The organism is Yersinia canariae, assembly GCF_009831415.1.
Taxonomy (GTDB): Bacteria; Pseudomonadota; Gammaproteobacteria; order Enterobacterales; family Enterobacteriaceae; genus Yersinia; species Yersinia canariae.
The window spans coordinates 3,204,738-3,226,596 of sequence record NZ_CP043727.1; the positions used below are offsets into that span (position 1 = coordinate 3,204,738).

Sequence of the window (21,859 nt, forward strand, 5' to 3'; positions counted from 1 at the left end):
AAAATAAAAGGACACCAATCTGGTGTCCTTCTTCAAAATCTCAAACTGCATATCTGAGCTTGATTAACGACGGTTGCCGAAAATCCGCAGTAACATCAAGAACAAGTTGATGAAATCAAGATACAGGGTCAGTGCGCCCACGATGGAGTATTTGCGGAAGCTATCTTTATCATTAGCATCCAACTGTGACCCCATGTTTTTCAGTTTCTGAGTATCGTAAGCTGTCAGGCCAACAAACACCAACACCCCGATGTAGGTCACAGCCCACATCAATGCCGTGCTTTTCAGCCAGATGTTAACAATTGAAGCCAACACGATACCAATCAGACCCATAAACAGCATGCTGCCCATGCCACTCAAATCACGTTTGGTGGTGTAGCCGTAGAAGCTCATGGCACCAAACATACCGGCAGCAATCAAGAATGTGCTGGCGATAGAAGAGCTGGTATACATGATGAAAATACTGGATATCGTTAAGCCGGTTAATGCTGAATAGAGCATAAACAGCGAAGTGGCCATCGAACCACTTAAGCGGTTAACCATGCCAGAAATAACAAATACCAGACCTAATTGAACAATAATCAGTCCAAAAAAAGTAATCTGGCTGGAGAAGATAAAGTTAAGTACCGCAGGGGTGTTCGCTGCGTACCAAGCGACGACCGCCGTTAATAACAGACCACAGGTCATCCAGCCGTATACCTGCGCCATATATGCCTGAATGCCAGTGTTGGCACGTTCGACAATTGAACCATTAGAGCGTGGATAGCGATCCATGGTAGTTACCTTATGCATATAAATGATGATACAGGCCATCAACTGACAGCCCACCGACTCTTTAAGGGTATCACAGAAATACGGTAAACAAGGGAGTAAAAATAGGTATTTAAGGCCAATCTTTACACGGGTTTACGTAAAGTTTACCAACGCTTGGCTGCGGCATGATCACTGTCGCGTGATTCGACCCAACGTTCGCCGCCAGTGGTCGCTTCGCGTTTCCAGAATGGCGCCCGCGTTTTCAGATAGTCCATAATAAACTCGGCCGACTCAAACGCCATACTGCGATGAGCACTGGTCACGCCGACAAAGACAATTTCATCGCCGGGGAATAACGGCCCCACCCGATGAATAACGGAGACTCGCTGTAAGGGCCAGCGGCTGCGCGCTTCGGCAATAATTTCACCCAGCGCTTTTTCTGTCATTCCTGGGTAATGCTCCAGTGTCAAAGCGCTAACATTGGCACCCAGATTGTGGTTGCGAACTTTGCCCGTGAAGGTTACCACCGCCCCATCTTCATCACATTGTGACAACCAATTGTATTCTTCGCCGACATTGAATGACTCCGGCCCGACACGGATGCGAGTGTTGTCCATCATCAACCTCCCGTCACCGGGGGGAAGAAAGCCACCTCATCACCTGCAACCAAGGGATGTTGAGCATTGACCAGCGATTGATTTACCGCCGTGAGCAATTTGCCCTCTTCAAGTGCTAACTGCCAGCGCTCACCTCGTTGACACAAGGATTGGCGTAATGCTTCAACGGTTGGAAACTCCGCAGCCACTTGCAAGCTGTCAGTTCCTACCAGCTCGCGCACCTGAGCAAAAAACAGAATCTGAATCATGGAGTCACCTTAAAATCACCGGATTTTCCGCCGCTTTTCGCCAACAAGCGAACCGGGCCAATTATCATGTCTTTTTGCACCGCTTTGCACATGTCGTAAATGGTCAATGCTGCCACGGATGCCGCGGTGAGGGCCTCCATTTCCACTCCAGTTTTACCAGTCAAACGGCAACAGGATTCAATACGCACTCGGTTATGTTCTGGCTGTGCTTCCAGTTGGACTTCCACTTTAGTCAGCAGTAATGGGTGACATAACGGGATCAATTCCCACGTTTTTTTGGCCGCCTGAATGCCGGCAATCCGTGCGGTGGCAAACACATCACCTTTATGATGGCTGCCATCAATAATCATCGCTAATGTCGCAGTATGCATTTCAACAAAAGCTTCCGCACGGGCTTCACGTACGGTTTCAGCTTTTTCGGATACATCCACCATATGAGCTTCGCCAGCGGCATTAATGTGAGTCAGTTGGGTCATATATAACCTTTGGTCATGATATTGCAGCCAATCAGCCACCAATAAACGATAAATTCTGCGTAATACCGCTGTTACCTTGATGCAAGAAATGAGTTTGCTTCTTGGTTTGCAATGCACTCTGAATCCGCGCCATTAATTCATACTGCTGGTCATCACTACCTAACAGGTCACGCAGCGTAATACCCTGCTCGCCAAATAAGCATAAATGCAGATTCCCCAATGCAGAAACACGCAGGCGGTTACAACTGGCACAGAAATCCTTCTCATAAGGCATAATAAGCCCCACTTCCCCTAAGTAATCAGGGTGATGGAATACCTGAGCGGGGCCATCACTGCGGGCGCGCTCTTGCTGTTGCCAACCTTGCTGGAGTAATTGCTGGCGGATAACGCCACCAGAAACATGGTGTTTGCGAAACAGATTGCCGCCCTCACCGGTTTCCATCAGTTCAATAAACCGCAGTTGAATGGGGCGAGATTTTATCCAGTGAAGAAATGCACTGAGATTACGATCATTAACATCGCGCATCAGTACGGCATTGATTTTGACCTTCTCAAAACCCGCATCAAAAGCGGCATCAATACCTTGCATCACTTGATGAAATTTATCTTGCCCGGTGATGGCATGAAATTGTCGTGGATCGAGGCTATCAACACTGACATTAATCGCCGTCAACCCAGCATCACGCCACTGAGCAGCATCACGGGCCAAGCGGTAACCATTGGTCGTCACAGCTAAAGTGCGGATCACGGAGTTTTGACGAATAGTGGCGATGATATCGGTAAAATCGCGGCGCATAGACGGCTCGCCGCCGGTCAAGCGGATTTTTTCTGTCCCTAACATAGCAAAAGCACGGCTGACGCGGCTTATTTCGTCAAGGCTGAGAAAACTTTTTAATCCGTCCGGGCGATAGCCATCAGGCAAGCAATATGTGCAGCGAAAATTGCACACATCGGTAATCGATAGGCGCAAATAATAGAACTTGCGCGCAAATGCGTCTGTAAGTTGTACCATAACACCTTTCCAAATACGGGAGATGCAGGCATTTCTACCTCGCACCCTGGTGGCTTAAAGCCACGGCCAGAGCATCATATTGTCCGTAAATGCAACAACGTAGACACTAAGGCTAGGAGTTTATGCTCAGGTGGCTGCTGTTCACAGCTAACTAAACCATGGTTAAAAAGCCAGATTCATATCCGCGACTCATCGCGAAAGACCTCACTTTTCCTACAGATTCTAACGCTAAAAAGACAAGATAGCCAATTGCAGTTTTTCGCTATATATTTTTATATACAACGACTTATACTACAAAACACATGGTTATTGAGCTTATTTTATTCCCTGGCTAATACTTTGTTTAAAATCACGAAAACTATGCCTTTTATCGCGTTTTGGCGGCAAATCCGTTAACTTATGCAGCAATTTCACTATTCGCAGTAGCCAATAGATTTCGAAGTGTAAGAAGGCAGTAAGCGCGAGCATTCCAATGAGCAGACTCAAGTCAGTAATTTGGATAAACCGGGCGGCCAACGCACCTACATTTTTGAAGATGGCGGGTATATGCTTTTAGAGCCAGGCAACAATATACAGACAGGAAAAATATGCGAAATCGCACATTAGCGGATCTCGACCGCGTGGTTGCATTAGGTGGAGGCCATGGTTTGGGGCGGGTGATGTCATCCCTTTCCTCTTTAGGCTCACGTCTGACCGGTATAGTGACCACCACCGATAATGGCGGTTCGACTGGCCGCATACGTCGCTCCGAAGGGGGAATTGCGTGGGGCGATACCCGTAATTGCCTGAATCAATTGATAACAGAGCCTAGTGTGGCGTCTGCGATGTTCGAATACCGTTTTACCGGTAATGGTGAACTGGCAGGCCATAATTTGGGTAATTTAATGCTCAAAGCGCTGGACCACCTCAGCATCCGGCCAATTGAAGCCATTAATTTGGTGCGTAGTTTGCTGAAAGTAGATGCCTGGTTGATTCCAATGTCAGAACAACCGGTCGACTTGCTGGCTATCGACAGCGAAGGACACCCGGTTTACGGTGAAGTAAATATTGACCAACTGGCTCATATGCCACAGGAAATGCTGCTCTCGCCCCATGTCCACGCGACAAAGGAAGCCATCGAAGCGATTAGTCAGGCGGATGTTATTTTAATCGGGCCGGGCAGTTTTTTGACGAGCCTGATACCACTGCTTTTGCTGGATGATTTAACTCAAGCTTTACGACGCAGCTCTGCCAGCATGATTTATATTGGTAATCTGGGGCGCGAGATCAGTGTCGCGGCGGCTGAACTCTCATTGCACGAAAAGCTGGCAATAATGGAAAACAAAATTGGCCGCAAGATTATTGATGCAGCAATTGTCAGCCCACGCATTGATATCAGCGGCGTTACAGACAGAATTATTGTCCAGCAGCCCTTGGAAGCCAAAGATATCCCCTACCGCCATGACCGTGAGTTATTGCGCCAGGCACTGGAAACGACCTTGCAACAGTTGGGTGGCGCGGGTTGCGCGTCATAAATTGCCGGGACTACTTCCTGAATTGTTCTTGCAAAGCCGCATTGCCAATCATGTGGATATAAAGCTCTTCCACTTTAGTGCGCGCCCACGGCGTGCGGCGTAAAAACTTCAGACTGGATTTAATACTCGGATCACTGGTGAAACAGTTGATCCGAATGCGGTATGCCAGTTCTTCCCAGCCATAATGCTCAACCAGTTTGGTCAATAGTTGTTCAAGGGTAATGCCGTGTAACGGATCTTTTGATACATTGCTGCTCATCATTTGACCTTTTTATTTTTGGTAATTATCTGATAGCCCTAATTTTAGCGGCACACCATACGAGGAATCGAGGTATGCCGCAAGAGATTAAGATATGGCAATGAATTGCTGGCGCAACTGATGCACCTGATCGCGCAATTCTGCCGCTTGTTCGAACTCAAGATTTTGCGCGTGTGTGTACATCTTCGCTTCCAACTCACGGATTTTCTGGTCAAGCGCTTTCGGTGCCAAAGATTGGTAATCATGGGTATCAGCCACTTTACCGCCCCGCCCTTTCCCTTTACCCCGGGTAGAAGGCTGGCCTAATTGCAGAATATCGCCGACCTTCTTATTAAGCCCCTGAGGGATAATACCGCGCTCTTCGTTGTAAGCTTGCTGCTTAGCCCGACGCCGCTCGGTTTCACCAATCGCTTTTTCCATTGAAGCCGTAATTCTATCGCCATAAAGAATAGCCTTACCATTGAGGTTACGTGCTGCGCGGCCAATCGTCTGGATTAAGGAGCGCTCAGAACGCAGGAAACCTTCTTTATCGGCATCAAGGATGGCAACCAGAGAAACCTCCGGCATATCCAGCCCTTCTCGCAGTAAGTTGATGCCCACCAGCACATCAAACTCACCCAAACGCAAGTCACGGATAATTTCAACACGCTCAACAGTGTCAATATCTGAATGCAAGTAACGCACCCGTGCGCCGTGCTCTTCCAGATATTCGGTTAAATCTTCCGCCATCCTTTTGGTTAGCGTAGTCACCAATACCCGTTCGTTTATGGCGGCTCGGATACGGATTTCTGACAGTAAATCATCCACCTGCGTTGTGACGGGGCGAACTTCAATAAGTGGGTCGAGCAAGCCTGTTGGGCGCACAACTTGGTCGATAACATCACCGCCGGATTTCTCCAGCTCATACTTGCCTGGGGTCGCGGAAACATAAATGGTTTGTGGTGCCAGCGCCTCAAACTCTTCAAAGCGCATTGGGCGGTTATCCAGTGCCGATGGCAGCCGGAAGCCATATTCCACCAGTGTTTCTTTCCGTGAGCGGTCCCCTTTATACATTCCGCCAATTTGTGGAATGGTGACGTGGGATTCATCCACAATCAGCAAGCCGTCTGCCGGTAGGTAATCAAACAGGGTTGGCGGTGGCTCACCCGGCCCTCGTCCAGAAAGATAACGGGAGTAGTTTTCAATACCAGAGCAGTAACCCAGCTCATTCATCATTTCCAGATCAAACTGCGTTCGTTGCGTAATCCGTTGTTCTTCAATCAATTTGTTGTTGGCTAATAGCACTTGACGCCGCTCAGCCAGTTCAACTTTGATGTCTTCCATTGCCTGTAAAATACGCTCCCTTGGGGTAACGTAGTGGGTTTTAGGATAGACCGTAAAACGTGGAACCTCGTGCTGTAGCTGGCCAGTTAGCGGATCAAATATAGATAACCGCTCAACTTCCTCATCAAACAATTCAACCCGCAATGCCCATTCGTCAGATTCCGCCGGGAAGATGTCGATAACCTCGCCACGGACTCGGAAAGTGCCGCGCTGGAACACCTGATCATTGCGGCTATATTGTAATTCTGACAAGCGCCGCAAAATGGAGCGCTGATCAATTATCATGCCCTTGGTCAAATGCAGCATCATTTTCAGGTATAAATCGGGGTCACCCAAACCATAAATAGCGGAGACCGAGGCTACCACCACGACATCGCGCCGCTCCAGTAGGGCTTTAGTCGCCGAGAGCCGCATTTGCTCGATATGCTCGTTTACAGAGGAATCTTTCTCGATAAAGGTATCAGAGCTGGGAACATAAGCTTCAGGTTGATAATAATCATAATAGGAGACGAAATACTCCACCGCATTCTCGGGAAAGAACTCTTTCATCTCGCCATAAAGCTGCGCTGCCAATGTTTTATTGGGCGCTAACACCATCGTGGGCCGATTCAGGTCAGCAATAACATTAGCAACCGTAAAGGTTTTACCCGAGCCCGTCACCCCCAACAACGTCTGATGGGCCAACCCATTCTCCAGCCCCTCCTCCAACTTACGGATGGCTTCAGGCTGATCGCCTGCTGGTTTAAACTCAGAATGTAGTTTGAATAATTTACTCATGAATTCGCTACCCGCCGGAGAAATACAGACTGTCAGGAGGCTAATTATGAAAGCCCCATAGATTTTTGCCACCACTATGATACTGGATATAAAACCAGCTTCAAACACCAAATTGCCGAAATTTCTCTCACCGCCCTATTGTGTGCATTGTTACAGTGAGATATTGCGGGCATTTGCACCCTAAAAGTATTTTTATCCCCAGCCGTTAACATAAACGTATTATCGACGTGTTTATTGATTAAAGATTATCCATCTATGTCGGCTATATTTTTTGAGCGCTTGATTTAAATTAACTTATTGAAAATAAAAAATATTTTTAAAAAGTCGAGAATCCGGACAACACGAGTGGAAGCCGCGCCCGCTCTCGCCTGCCATCAGTTTTCTATCGCTAATGCACAAGGTTATCCACAGGAATGGTGGATAACTCATTCAACCCCATAAGGGCCGCGTGTTGGCGAAAAGCAAAGCTTAACGACGAAATAGTGACAAACTGGCTTTTTTAGTGTTTTTTTTACATTTTTATTTCACCGCATATTTCAATAAGTGCTAACAAATTCATTTGCTAATTCTATAATTTCAGCTCCCTCCACCGGCGAATTCAGCCGCCGTCTGAGTGCGGCCTTTTTATTGCACCATTATCGGCTTTAAAGCACTGCTTAAGTGCAAGAAACTCCCGCTCAGCCGACCTTGTGTGAAGGCTTTGTCAGTTTTAGTTTATCCTCGCACGCCAAAACCATTTACAGCCCGTTAACATACATCTTTTGCCTCGACTCGTGGCAACTTGGCCCAAGAGTTGCTTGATACATAGACATTCGCAACCACTCGTTAGAAATGTGGTGTTTTATGCTGTGCTGCCGCTACCAGGTATGCAGATTTGCTGGTTAATCCTTCACTAGCCGTTACAGAACACCGGGATACCTGTGAATAACTGAGATCGACTGAGGAGAGCACTGATGCTGAGTTTAACCGCTGTAAATCAATACTATGGTCAGAATCATATCCTTTGGGATATCAATCTGGAGATTCCTCGCGGCCAATGTACCTGTTTGATTGGCCGTAACGGCGTAGGGAAAACCACATTAATCAATTGCATCATGGGCCATTTGCCGATTAAGAGTGGCACCATGACCTGGCAACCTAACCATGAACCCCCGCAGAATTTGCTACAGCAACCCGTCGAGGGGCGCACGGCTCTTGGCATCGGCTATGTCCCGCAAGGGCAGCAGATATTCTCCCAACTGAGTGTTGAGGAAAATATGTTGATAGCCGTGTTGGCTGGCCGCCATAAATCGCGCCATATTCCCGGCTGGGTTTTTGAGTTGTTTCCGCTGTTATATGACAAACGCCGCCAACGGGGTGGGGAACTGACTCGCAATCAACAACAACAATTGGCTATTGCCCGGGCATTGGTGGCCGAACCGGAGTTACTTATCCTTGATGAACCGGGCAACGGCACATTACCTCCCCTAAATGAAGATATCGGTAATATCTTGCATCAGCTCAGTCGTGGCCTTGGCATGACAGTGTTATTAGTTGAGCATCGGCTCCCCTTTATTCAACATGTTGCGGACAGATTTTGCCTGATGGCAGGGGGAAGAAATGTGGCGCAAGGGACGTTAGATCAGTTGGATGAAAATATGATTATTGAGCATTTGGCCAGTTGATATGACTCAAGACCGCGCCCCACAGCAGCATATTTGCGCAAGAAATTATGGGCTAATACCCGTTATTAGCCCTTTTCGTCACCAAATGGTCAAAAAAACGTATTTACTTTCCCGCAGCCAGTAAGCTCAAATCCAGATAGTGACCAAGACCGCCCGGCTGTATGGTGGGGCAAGCAGCAAGATTTGGCAGATGAGGAATCACTCCCAATAACGGCGCGCTAATCATCCGTGTTAGTGTTGCCAGGTACTCGGCTTGCCGCCTGCCAGCAGGTATCACCTCATTCGCGACCCACCCCACCAAGGGCAGCCCCGCCTGCTGAACAGCCAAGGCCGTCAACAATGCATGATTGATACACCCCAGCTTTACACCAACGACCATAATCACCGGTAATTGTTCCTGCTGCACCCAATCAGCAAAAGTTGCTTGGGCAGACAGTGGCGTAAACCACCCCCCCGCGCCCTCGACCAAGATCCAATCCGCCGATTGCTCCAACTGCCGCAATCCTTCAGATAAGACAGGCAAATGAATATCCTGCCCTTCACTTACGCTGGCAATGTGTGGTGAGGTCGCCTCCCGCAGAGTCAGCGGATTCACCTGAGCATAAGACAATGCTTGAGTGCTGTTAGCCTGTAATGCCAGGGCATCACTGTTACGCAAACCATCAGCCGTCATCTGACTACCCGACGCGACCGGTTTATAACCGGCAGTACGATAGCCCTCAAGGGCTGCAGCTTGCAGTAATGCGCAACTGGCCACAGTCTTACCGACATCAGTATCAGTGCCAGTGATAAACCAACGTTTAATCACGATAGATAACCCCATAAACTAAATGGTAACTCAGCGGGTAGTTGCCGGATTGCGTGTTATAAGCGCGCTGCAAGGCCATTAGGCGCTCGCGGCCACTCAATCCCGGCTCACGCCCCTGATGCAAATGCGTGGCACCAATGCCCTGTAATGAGCGCATAAGCGCTATTACATTCGGAAATTGCAGTTGATACAACTGCGGTGTCAGGGTGTGTCGATAACCCTGACAAGCTGCGCCAATGTGCTGAAATGTGAGGAAATCATTCACATGACGCTTGCCATCAACCTGTTGCCACGCCCGCCCTAACTCATCAAGGGAGCCGTTGGCTAAAGTAGAAAACAGAATAATCCCTCCCGGCCGTGTCACCCGGTACAGCTCCCCCAACGCGGCGTGTAAATCAGCACACCACTGCACGGCTAAGTTACTAAAACAGAGATCAACTGATTGATCTGGCAGCGGAATATTTTCAATATCCCCGAGAAGATAGTCATCTGCGGCCTGGTGCTGGCGGGCGTGTTCTAACATACCGGAGGCCAGATCCAATGCGATGACATGCTTACCCCGCTCACGCCACAGGCGGCTGAAATGCCCGGTGCCACAGCCCGCATCCAATACTGATATCCCGGGATGCTGAGCGCCGAGAGCCAGCAAGGTATCCCCGGTTTCCCGCTGTAAATTAGCAGCCGAATCGTAACGGCTTGCAGCACGGCTAAAGGCCGCCGCAATCGCCGGTTTGTTCACTTTGGGCTGCTTAATTGCTGGCTGATGACCCGCAGCCGACTGCAAGTGTTCAGTGGCAAACGCCATGCAACACCTCCAGCAGTTGGTCGATATCATCACTTTGATGTGCCGCACTTAGGGTAATGCGTAACCTGGCCCCACCCGGAGGAACGGTCGGCGGGCGAATCGCGGTAACCCATAATCCCGCCGCGCGCAGTTGCTCCGCCAATGCTACTGTCTGTTGATTGTCACCGACCCACAGCGGCTGGATGGCGGTTTCAGATGCCCCTAGTTGCAACGGCAAATCTGCCGCACCGCGACGAAATTGTGCAATGCGTTGCTGAAGCTGTTGGCGCAAATCATCACCTTGCTGAATGCGCAATAATGCTGTTTGCAAAGCATAGGCCTGTGCTGGCGGCATCGCGGTGCTGTAAATCAGGTGACGGGCATACTGCACCAGATATTCGGCTACAGGCTCCTGACACAAGACTGCCGCGCCGCTTAATCCAAATGCCTTACCAAACGTGACCACCAACAGTTCGGGCTTAATACCTTGCAGCCAGCAACTGCCGCGCCCCGCAGCGCCCCGCACCCCAATGCCATGCGCATCATCCACTAACAACCAGCCGCCCGCCGGCGCAATGTGTTGCTGTAAATCCACCAGCGGCGCACTGTCACCGTCCATGCTAAAAATACCTTCAGTGACCACCAAGGTTTGTCCTGAACACGGCTTATTGAGCAGCTTTTGCAGTGAATCGGCTTGATTATGGGTAAAACGCCGCAATTGAGCTGGCGAGTGCGTTGCGGCCTCGAGCAAAGAAGCGTGACTGAGTTTATCGGCCAGAATTCGATCATCAGCAGCGGTTAACGCCGCCAATACCGCCTGATTTGCGGCATAGCCGGAGATAAACAATAAAGCCCGTGGGTAACCCAGCCAGTCAGCTAATTGTTGTTCAAATTGGGCATGAGGCCGACTATAGCCCGTCACATGGCCGGAACCGCCGCTCCCCACGCCATAGCGCTGCGCCCCTTGCTGCCAGGCCGCAATCACCTCAGCATCTTGACTTAACCCCAAGTAATCATTGCTGGAAAAGTTGAGATATCGCCGCGTGTCAGTGTGTAACCAGCGGCCATTAGCGCCGTCATTCATCTGGCGGGAACGATAGGCCGCCGTCTCGCGCCGCTGTTGCAAGCCGCGTTCTATCTTGTTTTGCCAGCTCATCAGACAGCCGCGTTATAAAATTGAACATTGTCTCCGGGCAAGGAGTCGCCGTGCAATAATTGCGCCGTCAGAGCTTGCTGCTGTTCACGATCGCCATGATCGGTTGCCGTCTGTTGCGGGTTCAGCCCCAACTTACGGAACAGTTGTAAATCTTTGTCTTCTTCTGGATTCGGCGTGGTGAGCAATTTGCAACCATAAAAAATGGAGTTGGCCCCGGCCATAAAACACATGGCCTGCGTCTGCTCATTCATTTGCTCACGGCCGGCGGAAAGCCGCACATAGGAGGTTGGCATCATGATGCGGGCTATCGCAATGGTGCGAATGAAGTCGAAAGCATCCACATCCTCATTGTTTTCCAGTGGCGTTCCTTTCACTTTGACCAGCATATTGATTGGCACACTTTCCGGGGGGGTTGGCAAATTCGCCAGTTGCACCAGCAACCCGGCACGGTCACGAACAGTTTCTCCCAGCCCAACAATCCCACCGGAACAGACTTTGATGCCCGCATCACGGACTTCACTCAGGGTATCAAGCCGCTCCTGATAACTGCGGGTGGTGACGATGCTGCCATAAAATTCCGGCGAGGTATCGAGATTGTGATTGTAATAATCCAGCCCAGCTTCGGCCAATCGGTGGGCTTGTTGCTTATCCAACGTACCGAGTGTCATGCAAGTTTCCATGCCCATCGCTTTGACACCTTCGACCATTTGTTGCAGGTAAGGCATATCGCGCTCATGAGGGTTTTTCCAGGCCGCTCCCATACAGAAACGGGTTGAACCCGCAGCTTTGGCTTTTTTCGCTGACGCCAACACTTGCTCGACTTGCATTAATCGCTCGCTTTCCAAGCCGGTCTTGTAGCGCGAACTTTGTGGACAATATTTACAATCTTCCGGGCAAGCACCGGTTTTAATCGACAACAAAGTGCTGACTTGAACTTGGCGCGGATCAAAATGCTGGCGGTGAATTTGCTGAGCTTCAAACAATAAATCTAACAAGGGTTTTTCAAACAGGGCTTGGGCTTGCCCGACTGTCCAGCGAATATAATTTGCCATTACGGCTTCTCCAACGAAGAGAAAAAAGTGTCGTCAGTGTAAATAAACTCGATATACTGTCAACCATTCTTGCATCAATTTGGTTTACAACAAATTCTCATGACACCTTCTGACCTGGCTTTTGACCAACGCCACATCTGGCATCCCTACACGTCAATGACCGACCCGCTGCCCTGCTATCCAGTCGTCGCGGCCGACGGGGTTGAGCTACAACTGGCAGACGGTCGACGGCTGATTGATGGCATGTCGTCATGGTGGGCAGCTATTCACGGATACAATCACCCGGCACTGAATCAGGCAGCCCATCAGCAGTTGGATAAAATGTCGCATGTGATGTTTGGCGGTATCACCCATCCGCCGGCGGTAAAACTGTGCCAACAGTTAGTCGCCATAACTCCCCCGACGCTGGAATGTGTGTTTTTAGCTGATTCTGGCTCGGTAGCGGTAGAAGTTGCCCTGAAAATGGCACTGCAATACTGGCAGGCAAAAGGCGAACGGCGGCAGCGTATTTTAACTCTGCGCCATGGCTATCATGGCGACACCTTCGGCGCGATGTCAGTCTGTGATCCGCAAAATTCCATGCACAGTTTGTATCAGGGGTATTTAGCTGAAAATCTGTTCGCCACCGCGCCACAATGCCGCTTCGATGAGGACTGGGATCCTGAGGACATCACTGATTTTGCTGCACTGATAGCGAAACATTCCGGCGAGATTGCGGCCGTAATTTTAGAGCCCATCGTGCAAGGTGCGGGCGGGATGCGTATCTACCATCCCAACTATTTGCGTGAGGTTAGAGCACTCTGTGATCAGCATAAAATTTTGTTGATTGCTGATGAAATTGCCACCGGTTTTGGCCGCACCGGTAAACTTTTTGCCTGTGAACATGCGCAAATCGTGCCGGATATTCTTTGCCTGGGCAAGGCTCTCACTGGGGGATATCTGACTTTATCTGCCACATTGACCACCCGGAATGTCGCGGAAACTATCAGTAATGGTGATGCCGGGTGCTTTATGCACGGCCCGACATTTATGGCAAATCCACTGGCTTGCGCGGTCGCCTCAGCCAGTCTGAACCTGTTGGCAGAGAATCGCTGGCAACAGCAAGTTTGCAGCATAGAAACTCAATTGAAACGCGCATTACTGCCATTGGCGGAGCATAAAACGGTGGCGGATGTCCGAGTACTAGGGGCCATCGGGGTAGTGGAAATGAAAGAGCCGGTTAACGTCGCCCGCCTGCAACGCGGTTTTGTCGAGCACGGGGTGTGGATCAGGCCATTTGGCAAGCTGATTTACCTGATGCCACCTTATATTATTCCGCCAGAAGCATTATCGCGACTGACAGATGCAGTGGCGTCAGCGGTGGTAAGTGCCCATTAGAAAAATGACCTTATTGGCGTCATTGTCGCCGTCAGTTTGGATGCGGACAGCGCACAGTAACCGGAGCGTACGCAAAGTACGTGAGGATTACGAGCACTGCCCAGATTCAAAATGGCAAGTAAAATAGCCTATTTCGCCAATATACTGACCCACATTGGGCCTTTACCAACCGGATAGCGGTTTAATGTCGTCAACTGACCGCTGTTCTGATCGATTCGATACACTTCGATATGATCCGATTTCTGACCAGAAGAAATAAGGAAGTTACCGCTGTGGTCGATATTAAAACCGCGCGGTTGTGCTTCAGTCTGATGATGCCCGACCAATGCAATCTCACGCCCGTCTTCAGAAACACTGAAAATGCCCAACAAGCTGGCGGTCCGGTCGCTAATATACAAATGACGGCCATTTGGGGTGATGTGAATATCTGCCGCCCAACGGGTATCAGTAAAATCAGCAGGCATGGCATCCAGTGTTTGAATAATCTTGTATTCCTGGCCGTTATTGCTGATTTGGTATACATCTACCGAACTGTTCAGCTCATTCACGCAGTAAGCCACTTGATGATTTGGATGGAAAGCCATGTGACGTGGGCCAGCACCTGCAGCAACAGTGACATCCGTCTGCGCATGCGGGGTCAGGTTGCCATCAATGCTTAAGTCAAATAAACGCACTTTGTCTTCTTTCAAACAAGGTACTAATAGGATTTGATTGGTTGGGTCAATATTTGCCGAGTGCGGCGCTGGCAAATCATTAATCTGTTGAATAGGTGCCTGTACCACACCATGCTCATCAATAGGGCTGATGCTGACGCAGTTGAAGCTGTAAGAAGCTGAGAACAGGAAACGGCCTTGTAAATCCGTGCCAATATGAGTCGGGCTGCCCGGCAGCGGTGCCATACCGGCGGCGGTCAAGGTGCCGTCATCACCAATGTTATAGCTGACAATGCCAAAATCAGGGCGAACGCCAACATACAGATGACGCTGGTTCGGATTGATAGTCATTGGCTGCACCTGACCCGGCGCTTCCACCGTTTGCAGTAAGGTTAACTCACCGGCGGAACCTAATTGCCAGACATGAATCTGCTGACTGTCTGGGCTTGCCACGTAAACCACTTGCTTCATCTTTACTCCTTAGTCGAGCCGGTTGGGCAGTTCTATTAGCACATTATTTATGCCCTAGATAATACAACAGTCCGCTGTCACGCGGCTCAAAATTTATCCTGCTTATTTTTAACCGATTATGCTACTCATTCCCAAGCCCGGTTTAATCAGCCTGCTATCCGGTGTACCATCAGAAAATACTATTCAAACATATTATTTCTCGCCTTGGGATTAGAATCACTATGACATACCGTATTATTGCATTGGATCTGGATGGGACACTGCTCGACAGCAAGAAACGTATTTTGCCGGAATCGTTATCTGCACTGGCCCAAGCCCGTGCTGAAGGTGTCAAAGTGGTAGTGGTGACCGGCCGCCATCATGTGGCGATTCACCCGTTTTATCAGGCATTAGAGCTAGATACTCCAGCCATTTGCTGTAACGGTACTTATATTTATGATTATCAAGCCAAAAAAGTTTTGGATTCTAATCCATTACAGCCTCAGCAGGCGGTTCAGGTATTGCAATTGCTGGAACAAAGCCAGATCCATGGTTTGATGTATGTCGATGATGCGATGCTTTATCAACAGACCAGTGGCCATGTGATTCGCTCCCTAAGTTGGGCCGAATCATTGCCAGCCGCCCAACGCCCCACTTTGCTTCACGTCGACAGTTTGCTAGATGCGGCCCACAGCGCCAATGCTATCTGGAAATTCGCCACTTCCCACGCCGATATTGAACAGCTAAAAACATTTGCGACTAAAGTTGAAAATGATATGGGGCTGGCATGTGAATGGTCGTGGCACGACCAGGTAGATATCGCGCAAGCCGGTAACAGTAAAGGGAAGCGCCTGCAACAATGGGTGGAATCTCAAGGTTTGAGTATGAAAGATGTTGTCGCCTTTGGTGATAACTTTAACGACTTGAGTATGCTGGAAACTGCCGGTCTGGGCGTAGCAATGGGGAACAGCGCCGATGCCATTAAACAACGCGCTGATTTAGTGATTGCAGATAACGAACAGCCGGGCATTGCCACTGTTATCCGCCAACATGTATTGGCTTAATTGCTAAGTCTAAAGACGAAAAAAGCGCCTCACTGACGGGCGCTTTTTTATTTCTTTGATGCCCGTGTACTGAGCTTAATTTTTGCGATTAAACGACACACTTTTTATCTGCGCATAAACCCACTGCCCGGGCTTCAACCCCAGTTCATCTCGCGCCCATGGCGTAATTCTTGCCCATAGCCATTGGTCGCCTACCGCCAGTTTGACATCAATCTGCCCATCAACTTCAAGGCATTCGGCTATTTTTACCGGCAAAATATTGCGAATACTGCTGTTTTGCGGCGGTTGCAATACCAATGAGACATCCGCCGCATTAATGCGGATTCGCATTAAGTCGCCCTCATTCGCCTCCAGCTTACCAACCCATAACCGCTGGTCGCCTAATGACAATGCCGTCATTGCATAGCGGTCATGATGACCAATAACACTCACCCGCAATATGCTGCTCGGCTCTTCCCGTTGCAACCACGGGCGCAGTGCGCTACTGGCCCAAACTTCCTCCAGCCCGCCCACCGCCCGAACTTTCCCGCCATCCATCACCACCACTTGATCCGCCAAACGCAAGATTTCGTCCATGCTGTGGCTGACATACAGTATCGGGGTATTGACGTCTTGCGCCAATCGCTCCAGATACGGCAACAGTTCACGTTTGCGCGGCAAATCCAGTGATGCCAATGGCTCATCCATCAGCAGCAGTTCAGGGGCGGTCAGTAATGCGCGGCCAATGGCCACTCGCTGTTTCTCACCACCCGAAAGGGTTAACGGGAAGCGCCCTAATAGCGCCTCGATACCCAGCAAACCCACGATGGTATCAAACTGCCCGCGCATCGACGGGTGCATGCCGTATTGCAAATTGCCCTTCACCCGATAGTGAGGGAACAAACGGGCGTCCTGAAAGACATAGCCTACCCGGCGTTTTTCCGGCGGCAGATAAATCTGCTTTTCAGCATCCACCAGCACTCGACCATTAAGCACGACTTTGCCTTGCTGCGGACGAGTTAGGCCGCCAATCACATTGATTAGCGATGTTTTACCGGCACCGGACAAACCAAAAATAGCCGTAATGCCCTGCGCGGGCAAATGAGTGGACACTTGCAGATGCAAATCACCCAGTTGTTGACTGAAATCCAGTTCTAGCATGGCGCCCCCATGCGTTTTTTACCCCAACGGGCCAGCCATTCGGACAACAACAAAGAGACCAGTGACAAAATAATGGCGATAACACACAGCCGTGCCGCCGCCGACTCAGCACCGGGTGTTTCAATCAGGGTGTACATTGCCAGAGGAATCGTGCGGGTTTCGCCGGGAATATTGGAAACAAACGTAATGGTCGCGCCAAACTCACCCAATGAACGGGCAAAAGACAGTACCGTGCCGGCTATCACGCCCGGTAAAGAAAGCGGCAGGGTAATGGTGAAAAACACCCGCCACGGATTCGCCCCTAAGGTGCGGGCTGCAAGCTCCAGACGGGTATCGACAGCTTCCAGCGCCAGACGAATGGCCCTGACCATCAGCGGAAAGGCCACCACCGCCGAGGCCAATGCCGCCCCGCGCCAGCTGAAACTGAAATTAATACCAAACCAACTATAGAGCCACTCACCAATAAAACCGCGACGGCCCATGCTTATCAGCAGCAAATAGCCAATCACCACTGGCGGCAACACCAGTGGCAAGTGAATAACACTGTCTAACAATGACTTACCGGGGAAACGGCAGCGCACCAGAATCCATGCCATTAGAATACCTAATGGCAAACTACACGCCACCGCCACACCAGACACCTTCAGGCTAAGAATAATGGCCTGCCACTCATACTCGCTCAATATCATTAGCGTGGGGTAAATCCATATTTTTCGAAAATAACCGCCGCTGCCGGGCTTTTTAGGTAATCATAAAAAGCAGTAACGGTCGGATTTTCATGACCCTTAACAATCGCCATAGGATATTCAACCGGTTTATGACTTGCTTCCGGGAATATCCCCACAACTTTCACTTTATCACTGGCTACAGCATCTGAGCCGTAGACAATACCCAGCGGCGCTTCTGCCCGTTCGACCAGTGCCATAGCACTGCGCACGTTATTGGCTCGAGCCATTTCTGGGGCTAAAGTTGTCCAGGCACCTAAACTCTCCAATGACTCTTTGGCATAAATCCCGGCTGGAACATGCTCAGGATCGCCAACAGCCAGACGGCCACCGTCCAGCAATGTCTTCCAGTCTGTTTTTTTATCAATGTCGACTTTATCAATTTTGCTGTCTTTTGGCGCAATTAATACCAGCTCATTACCTAACAAGGTGTAGCGGGTGTTAGCCACCATTTGTTGTTTATCAATAGCATAATTCATCCATTGCTGATCAGCAGAAATAAACAAATCCGCCGGTGCGCCCTGCTCAATCTGGCGCGCCAGAGTCGAGGAAGAGGCGTAAGACGCGACCACCTCAATTTGCTTCTCTTTTTTATACTGAACCGCGATGTCTTGCAGTGCATTGGTCAAAGACGCGGCAGCAAAAACTGTAATGTCTGCCGCCATGGCAGAACTGGAAAATGCCGCCAGCAATGCTGTACCCGCCACCCACTTATTCACTTTACCGTATTGATTCTTCATCTTGTTCTCCGCATGAATGATACCGCTATATACACTGGAATATAACGTAACATCATAGGCAGGTCATGCAATTTATCGGCAGGATGTGAGGTATCTTGAGTTGTCACAAGAGAAGTGAAGAAATGAAATGAGAGATAAAAATGAAAATGCCCGGCATTAATACGCCAGGCATTCATAAAATGGATACAACCGCATCAGAAACCGCAGTTATGCCCTAAATAATTCGAGTTGCAGTAAGTCGGCAAATCATTAATTGGTTGATTAAAAAACCAGCACACATGCAGCTTGAAGTATGACGGGGATATCTCAGCTTAACTACGTTCTTTGCTATGACCGCCCTTGGAGATGATGTTAAACACCTCACCCAGCCCATAAATCAGGCCCAGAATCACTGCCATCACTACCGGCACCATGACCACAGCAAAGACCAGACTTTTCAATAGTTCTAACATGACTGCCTCTCATGACAAATAGAGCGATAACTCACGTTATCACAATAACCAATAGATATCATTCGCTGTAAATTATATAAGCAATGAATGAGTCCGGTGATTTTAACCCACACTAACAGAATGTAACCTGCCAAACGTGCGGTTTGGGCCACGTCGCTACACACTTGATGTTTATTGGATATACACCGATTGTTGGGTCACAATACCCGTTTCCCGCTGGAGCAAATAATCATGCAGGCCGAAATCCTACTCACTTTAAAACTTCAGCAGCGACTGTTTGCCGATCCGCGACGTATTTCATTACTGAAACAAATACAAAATACAGGTTCTATCAGCCAGGGGGCGAAACTCGCCGGAATCAGCTATAAAAGCGCTTGGGATGCCATCAATGAAATGAATACATTGGCTGAGGAAACTCTGGTAGAACGAGCAACTGGCGGCAAAGGGGGGGGCGGGGCTTTTCTCACCCGCTACGGTGAACGCTTAATCCAGCTTTATGATTTGCTCGCAAAGATTCAGCAAAAAGCATTTGATACGCTACAAGATGATTCAATGCCGCTGGACAGTTTATTAGCAGCGATTTCTCGTTTTTCACTGCAAACCAGCGCCCGCAATCAATTTTTCGGTACCGTGATTGAGCGCGACCACCAGCAAGTTCAACAGCACGTTAATATTCTTTTGTCCGATGGAAAAACCCGTTTATCTGCGGCGATAACCCAACAAAGTGCCGACCGGCTGCAACTTGCTGCGGGAAAAGAAGTTTTGGCCCTGATCAAAGCTCCGTGGATAAAGCTGGTCACCAATCAGGCGCTGGCGGGTGCCGCAGATAACTCACTACAAGGGACGGTAAGCAGTATTGAGCCGGGTAATGAGCACAGTGAGATTATTGTCACTCTGGCGGGCGGAGCCAGTCTGTGTTCTACACAGAATAACAGCGAATTGCACAAACTGAATTTACGTGTCGGCAGTGATGTTATTGCCCAATTCAATGCTGATCGCGTCATTATCGCGACACTTTGTTAAGTAATTCCGGCGGGTGATTCGCGATAGCCAAGGTATTTACCTGTTGACATTTTGCCCCTTTCCGCATAACCCTACATTATTATCATGTTGCAGAATATGGGAAAGATGATGTCTGAATTGCAAATATCGCAAGGTTGTTTTCGCCTGAGTGACACCCGGACACTCATCTTGTCAGAGCTATATATTTCTTCCGGTGATAAGAAACAGGCTAGCGATAGTTGGGCATTTGTCGGAGCCAATGGCAGTGGAAAATCGTCGCTGGCCAAAGCGTTATCGGGTGAACTTACTCTGCTTAACGGCTCCCGCCAGAGCAATTTCACCCATATTGTGCGATTGTCTTTCGAACAACTTCAGCAGTTAGTCAGTGAAGAATGGCAGCGTAATAATACCGATTTACTCAGTGCGGATGAAGAGGATACAGGGCGTACCACGGCCGAAATCATTCAGGAAGAAGTCAGTAACCCGCAGCATTGTCAGCAACTGGCAGAGCAATTTGGTATCAGTCACTTGCTTTCGCGCCGCTTTAAGTATCTTTCAACCGGTGAAACCCGTAAGACATTATTGTGCCGGGCACTGATGCCGCAACCGGATCTGCTTATTCTGGATGAGCCCTTTGACGGCTTGGATGTTACTGCTCGTGCGCAGTTGGCCAAAATGTTGTCTACCCTGTCATCCCAAGGCGTCACTCTGGTTTTGGTGCTTAACCGCTTCGATGATATTCCAGATTTTGTGCAACACGTCGGTGTGCTTGCGGACTGCCAGTTGACCCATACTGGCCCGCGTCAACAGATCCTCTCACAAGCGCTGATTGCTCAACTGGCGCACAGCGAAAACCTTGATGGTTTATTATTGCCAGAAACGGAAAACCCACAACAGCACGTCCGCTTGCCTCAGGATAAGCTACTGATAATATTGAATAATGGTGTAGTGGAATACAATGACCGCCCTATCTTGCATAATCTGAGTTGGCAAGTTAATCCCGGCGAACACTGGCAGATTATTGGCCAGAATGGCGCAGGAAAATCAACCTTACTCAGTCTGATTACAGGTGACCATCCACAAGGCTACAGCAATGATTTAACCTTATTTGGTCGTCGTCGTGGCAGCGGCGAAACTATCTGGGATATCAAACGCCATATAGGTTATGTCAGTAGTAGCTTGCATTTGGACTACCGTGTCAGTACGAATCTGCGCACCGTTATTTTATCGGGCTTTTTCGATTCGATTGGTATTTATCAAGCAGTATCAGACCGACAGCAGCAACTCGCCGATCAATGGTTGGCATTATTAGGGTTTTCCGCCGCAACAGCCAATCAGCCCTTTCACAGTTTATCGTGGGGGCAACAGCGGTTGGCACTGATCGCCCGAGCACTGGTAAAACACCCTGCGCTATTGATCCTCGATGAGCCATTACAAGGTTTAGATCCACTTAACCGATTGTTAGTAAGCCGTTTTATTGATGTGATGATCAGTGAGGGCGAAACTCAACTGCTGTTCGTTTCTCACCACGCAGAAGATGCGCCACAGTGTATTACCCACCGACTGACCTTTGTTCCCGATGGCGATATTTATCAATACCAACAGGAAAAATTGGTCAAAGCGATGGGAGCAGAATAACTATATTGTCAGATTGGGCAAAATTGTTAGATTGGGCAAAAAAATAATGAGAGCCTTTCTCAACTCGCCTGAGTTTTATCTGTGGTCGCCTATGCTACTATCCCCTCTGTCAGAGATGGCCTATTCTGGCGGTGGATAATTGTTATGATTATCCGGTTTAACATATTTTAGGATT

22 protein-coding genes and 1 riboswitch are annotated in these 21,859 nt (G+C 49.3%); of the genes, 6 read left to right on the forward strand and 16 right to left on the reverse strand.

From position 1 onward, the window contains the following. Positions 1 to 63: 63 nt before the first annotated feature. From F0T03_RS14825 to moaA, 5 genes are all read right to left on the reverse strand, one after another. Complete coding sequence (locus tag F0T03_RS14825) at positions 64 to 774, reverse strand: Bax inhibitor-1/YccA family protein (RefSeq protein ID WP_145556611.1); 711 nt, start codon at positions 772 to 774, stop codon at positions 64 to 66. Between the two features lie 143 nt (positions 775 to 917). Then, a complete protein-coding gene (gene moaE / locus F0T03_RS14830; RefSeq protein ID WP_162527040.1) occupies positions 918 to 1,370 on the reverse strand; it encodes a molybdopterin synthase catalytic subunit MoaE in 453 nt (150 codons plus the stop codon). Between the two features lie 2 nt (positions 1,371 to 1,372). After that, entirely contained in the window at positions 1,373 to 1,618 is a 246-nt protein-coding gene (moaD, locus tag F0T03_RS14835) for a molybdopterin synthase sulfur carrier subunit (RefSeq protein WP_159679219.1), read from the reverse strand. Next, positions 1,615 to 2,094, reverse strand: coding sequence for a cyclic pyranopterin monophosphate synthase MoaC (gene moaC, locus F0T03_RS14840; protein WP_145556614.1), 480 nt, complete (start codon positions 2,092 to 2,094; stop codon positions 1,615 to 1,617). Before moaC ends, moaD begins: the two co-directional genes overlap by 4 nt. Positions 2,095 to 2,125: 31 nt before the next feature. Further along, the gene (gene moaA, locus F0T03_RS14845; RefSeq protein ID WP_159679221.1) at positions 2,126 to 3,106 is read right to left on the reverse strand and encodes a GTP 3',8-cyclase MoaA; all 981 of its coding nucleotides are present in this window, start codon (positions 3,104 to 3,106) and stop codon (positions 2,126 to 2,128) included. Further along, a riboswitch (molybdenum cofactor riboswitch) is annotated at positions 3,093 to 3,237 on the reverse strand. It overlaps the preceding gene by 14 nt. Before the next feature lie 456 nt (positions 3,238 to 3,693). On the opposite strand from moaA, the gene yvcK reads away from it, so the two are divergent. Then, the gene (yvcK, locus tag F0T03_RS14850) at positions 3,694 to 4,620 is read left to right on the forward strand and encodes a uridine diphosphate-N-acetylglucosamine-binding protein YvcK (RefSeq protein WP_159679223.1); all 927 of its coding nucleotides are present in this window, start codon (positions 3,694 to 3,696) and stop codon (positions 4,618 to 4,620) included. A 10-nt stretch (positions 4,621 to 4,630) separates the two neighbouring features. Here yvcK and F0T03_RS14855 read toward each other — a convergent pair whose 3' ends face one another. Further along, entirely contained in the window at positions 4,631 to 4,879 is a 249-nt protein-coding gene (locus F0T03_RS14855) for a VF530 family protein (protein ID WP_145556638.1), read from the reverse strand. A gap of 87 nt (positions 4,880 to 4,966) precedes the next feature. Continuing rightward, positions 4,967 to 6,979, reverse strand: coding sequence for an excinuclease ABC subunit UvrB (gene uvrB / locus F0T03_RS14860; protein ID WP_159679225.1), 2,013 nt, complete (start codon positions 6,977 to 6,979; stop codon positions 4,967 to 4,969). A 953-nt stretch (positions 6,980 to 7,932) separates the two neighbouring features. On the opposite strand from uvrB, the gene F0T03_RS14865 reads away from it, so the two are divergent. Then, positions 7,933 to 8,643 carry an ABC transporter ATP-binding protein gene (locus tag F0T03_RS14865; RefSeq protein WP_145562625.1) on the forward strand — a complete coding sequence of 237 codons (711 nt, stop codon included), beginning with the start codon at positions 7,933 to 7,935 and terminating at the stop codon, positions 8,641 to 8,643. 103 nt (positions 8,644 to 8,746) lie between these two features. On the opposite strand, the gene bioD is transcribed toward F0T03_RS14865, so the two are convergent. From bioD to bioB, 4 genes are read right to left on the reverse strand one after another with little or no spacing between them, the layout of a single operon-like run. Then, the gene (gene bioD, locus F0T03_RS14870; protein WP_159679227.1) at positions 8,747 to 9,451 is read right to left on the reverse strand and encodes a dethiobiotin synthase; all 705 of its coding nucleotides are present in this window, start codon (positions 9,449 to 9,451) and stop codon (positions 8,747 to 8,749) included. Continuing rightward, the gene (bioC, locus tag F0T03_RS14875; protein ID WP_162526959.1) at positions 9,444 to 10,256 is read right to left on the reverse strand and encodes a malonyl-ACP O-methyltransferase BioC; all 813 of its coding nucleotides are present in this window, start codon (positions 10,254 to 10,256) and stop codon (positions 9,444 to 9,446) included. The genes bioD and bioC overlap by 8 nt, the downstream gene beginning before the upstream one ends. Next, positions 10,240 to 11,391 carry an 8-amino-7-oxononanoate synthase gene (gene bioF, locus F0T03_RS14880; RefSeq protein WP_145556620.1) on the reverse strand — a complete coding sequence of 384 codons (1,152 nt, stop codon included), beginning with the start codon at positions 11,389 to 11,391 and terminating at the stop codon, positions 10,240 to 10,242. Before bioF ends, bioC begins: the two co-directional genes overlap by 17 nt. Continuing rightward, on the reverse strand, positions 11,391 to 12,443 hold the full coding sequence (bioB, locus tag F0T03_RS14885; protein ID WP_145556621.1) for a biotin synthase BioB: 1,053 nt from the start codon (positions 12,441 to 12,443) through the stop codon (positions 11,391 to 11,393). The genes bioF and bioB overlap by 1 nt, the downstream gene beginning before the upstream one ends. Positions 12,444 to 12,542: 99 nt before the next feature. Between bioB and bioA the strand changes: the two genes are divergently transcribed. After that, positions 12,543 to 13,820 carry an adenosylmethionine--8-amino-7-oxononanoate transaminase gene (gene bioA / locus F0T03_RS14890; RefSeq protein ID WP_159679229.1) on the forward strand — a complete coding sequence of 426 codons (1,278 nt, stop codon included), beginning with the start codon at positions 12,543 to 12,545 and terminating at the stop codon, positions 13,818 to 13,820. A 128-nt stretch (positions 13,821 to 13,948) separates the two neighbouring features. On the opposite strand, the gene pgl is transcribed toward bioA, so the two are convergent. Then, positions 13,949 to 14,944 carry a 6-phosphogluconolactonase gene (gene pgl / locus F0T03_RS14895; RefSeq protein ID WP_159679231.1) on the reverse strand — a complete coding sequence of 332 codons (996 nt, stop codon included), beginning with the start codon at positions 14,942 to 14,944 and terminating at the stop codon, positions 13,949 to 13,951. Between the two features lie 221 nt (positions 14,945 to 15,165). Here pgl and F0T03_RS14900 point away from each other — a divergent pair, with 221 nt between their 5' ends. Next, entirely contained in the window at positions 15,166 to 15,987 is an 822-nt protein-coding gene (locus F0T03_RS14900) for a pyridoxal phosphatase (RefSeq protein ID WP_159679234.1), read from the forward strand. Between the two features lie 75 nt (positions 15,988 to 16,062). Here F0T03_RS14900 and modC read toward each other — a convergent pair whose 3' ends face one another. The 4 genes from modC to F0T03_RS14920 form a co-directional block, all read right to left on the reverse strand. Next, positions 16,063 to 17,127, reverse strand: a complete 1,065-nt coding sequence (modC, locus tag F0T03_RS14905; protein WP_145556625.1) for a molybdenum ABC transporter ATP-binding protein ModC — start codon at positions 17,125 to 17,127, stop codon at positions 16,063 to 16,065. Next, the gene (modB, locus tag F0T03_RS14910) at positions 17,121 to 17,816 is read right to left on the reverse strand and encodes a molybdate ABC transporter permease subunit (protein WP_145556626.1); all 696 of its coding nucleotides are present in this window, start codon (positions 17,814 to 17,816) and stop codon (positions 17,121 to 17,123) included. Before modB ends, modC begins: the two co-directional genes overlap by 7 nt. Further along, positions 17,816 to 18,592 carry a molybdate ABC transporter substrate-binding protein gene (modA, locus tag F0T03_RS14915; RefSeq protein WP_159679236.1) on the reverse strand — a complete coding sequence of 259 codons (777 nt, stop codon included), beginning with the start codon at positions 18,590 to 18,592 and terminating at the stop codon, positions 17,816 to 17,818. The genes modB and modA overlap by 1 nt, the downstream gene beginning before the upstream one ends. A gap of 311 nt (positions 18,593 to 18,903) precedes the next feature. Then, a complete protein-coding gene (locus tag F0T03_RS14920) occupies positions 18,904 to 19,044 on the reverse strand; it encodes an AcrZ family multidrug efflux pump-associated protein (protein WP_145556628.1) in 141 nt (46 codons plus the stop codon). A gap of 231 nt (positions 19,045 to 19,275) precedes the next feature. Here F0T03_RS14920 and modE point away from each other — a divergent pair, with 231 nt between their 5' ends. After that, complete coding sequence (modE, locus tag F0T03_RS14925) at positions 19,276 to 20,067, forward strand: molybdenum-dependent transcriptional regulator (RefSeq protein WP_159679238.1); 792 nt, start codon at positions 19,276 to 19,278, stop codon at positions 20,065 to 20,067. A gap of 108 nt (positions 20,068 to 20,175) precedes the next feature. Further along, complete coding sequence (modF, locus tag F0T03_RS14930) at positions 20,176 to 21,684, forward strand: molybdate ABC transporter ATP-binding protein ModF (protein WP_159680925.1); 1,509 nt, start codon at positions 20,176 to 20,178, stop codon at positions 21,682 to 21,684. Positions 21,685 to 21,859: the final 175 nt, after the last annotated feature.

What these genes read in the sequence shown, in the direction of transcription:
- modE (WP_159679238.1), top strand. Translation starts at nt 19,276, where the DNA reads ATGCAGGCCGAAATCCTACTCACTTTAAAACTTCAGCAGCGACTGTTT.
- uvrB (WP_159679225.1), bottom strand. Translation starts at nt 6,979, where the DNA reads ATGAGTAAATTATTCAAACTACATTCTGAGTTTAAACCAGCAGGCGAT.
- pgl (WP_159679231.1), bottom strand. Translation starts at nt 14,944, where the DNA reads ATGAAGCAAGTGGTTTACGTGGCAAGCCCAGACAGTCAGCAGATTCAT.
- F0T03_RS14920 (WP_145556628.1), bottom strand. Translation starts at nt 19,044, where the DNA reads ATGTTAGAACTATTGAAAAGTCTGGTCTTTGCTGTGGTCATGGTGCCG.
- modA (WP_159679236.1), bottom strand. Translation starts at nt 18,592, where the DNA reads ATGAAGAATCAATACGGTAAAGTGAATAAGTGGGTGGCGGGTACAGCA.
- bioB (WP_145556621.1), bottom strand. Translation starts at nt 12,443, where the DNA reads ATGGCAAATTATATTCGCTGGACAGTCGGGCAAGCCCAAGCCCTGTTT.
- moaC (WP_145556614.1), bottom strand. Translation starts at nt 2,094, where the DNA reads ATGACCCAACTGACTCACATTAATGCCGCTGGCGAAGCTCATATGGTG.
- F0T03_RS14855 (WP_145556638.1), bottom strand. Translation starts at nt 4,879, where the DNA reads ATGAGCAGCAATGTATCAAAAGATCCGTTACACGGCATTACCCTTGAA.
- F0T03_RS14900 (WP_159679234.1), top strand. Translation starts at nt 15,166, where the DNA reads ATGACATACCGTATTATTGCATTGGATCTGGATGGGACACTGCTCGAC.
- moaE (WP_162527040.1), bottom strand. Translation starts at nt 1,370, where the DNA reads ATGGACAACACTCGCATCCGTGTCGGGCCGGAGTCATTCAATGTCGGC.
- modC (WP_145556625.1), bottom strand. Translation starts at nt 17,127, where the DNA reads ATGCTAGAACTGGATTTCAGTCAACAACTGGGTGATTTGCATCTGCAA.
- bioA (WP_159679229.1), top strand. Translation starts at nt 12,543, where the DNA reads ATGACACCTTCTGACCTGGCTTTTGACCAACGCCACATCTGGCATCCC.
- bioC (WP_162526959.1), bottom strand. Translation starts at nt 10,256, where the DNA reads ATGGCGTTTGCCACTGAACACTTGCAGTCGGCTGCGGGTCATCAGCCA.
- moaA (WP_159679221.1), bottom strand. Translation starts at nt 3,106, where the DNA reads ATGGTACAACTTACAGACGCATTTGCGCGCAAGTTCTATTATTTGCGC.
- bioF (WP_145556620.1), bottom strand. Translation starts at nt 11,391, where the DNA reads ATGAGCTGGCAAAACAAGATAGAACGCGGCTTGCAACAGCGGCGCGAG.
- F0T03_RS14825 (WP_145556611.1), bottom strand. Translation starts at nt 774, where the DNA reads ATGGATCGCTATCCACGCTCTAATGGTTCAATTGTCGAACGTGCCAAC.
- moaD (WP_159679219.1), bottom strand. Translation starts at nt 1,618, where the DNA reads ATGATTCAGATTCTGTTTTTTGCTCAGGTGCGCGAGCTGGTAGGAACT.
- modF (WP_159680925.1), top strand. Translation starts at nt 20,176, where the DNA reads ATGTCTGAATTGCAAATATCGCAAGGTTGTTTTCGCCTGAGTGACACC.
- modB (WP_145556626.1), bottom strand. Translation starts at nt 17,816, where the DNA reads ATGATATTGAGCGAGTATGAGTGGCAGGCCATTATTCTTAGCCTGAAG.
- F0T03_RS14865 (WP_145562625.1), top strand. Translation starts at nt 7,933, where the DNA reads ATGCTGAGTTTAACCGCTGTAAATCAATACTATGGTCAGAATCATATC.
- yvcK (WP_159679223.1), top strand. Translation starts at nt 3,694, where the DNA reads ATGCGAAATCGCACATTAGCGGATCTCGACCGCGTGGTTGCATTAGGT.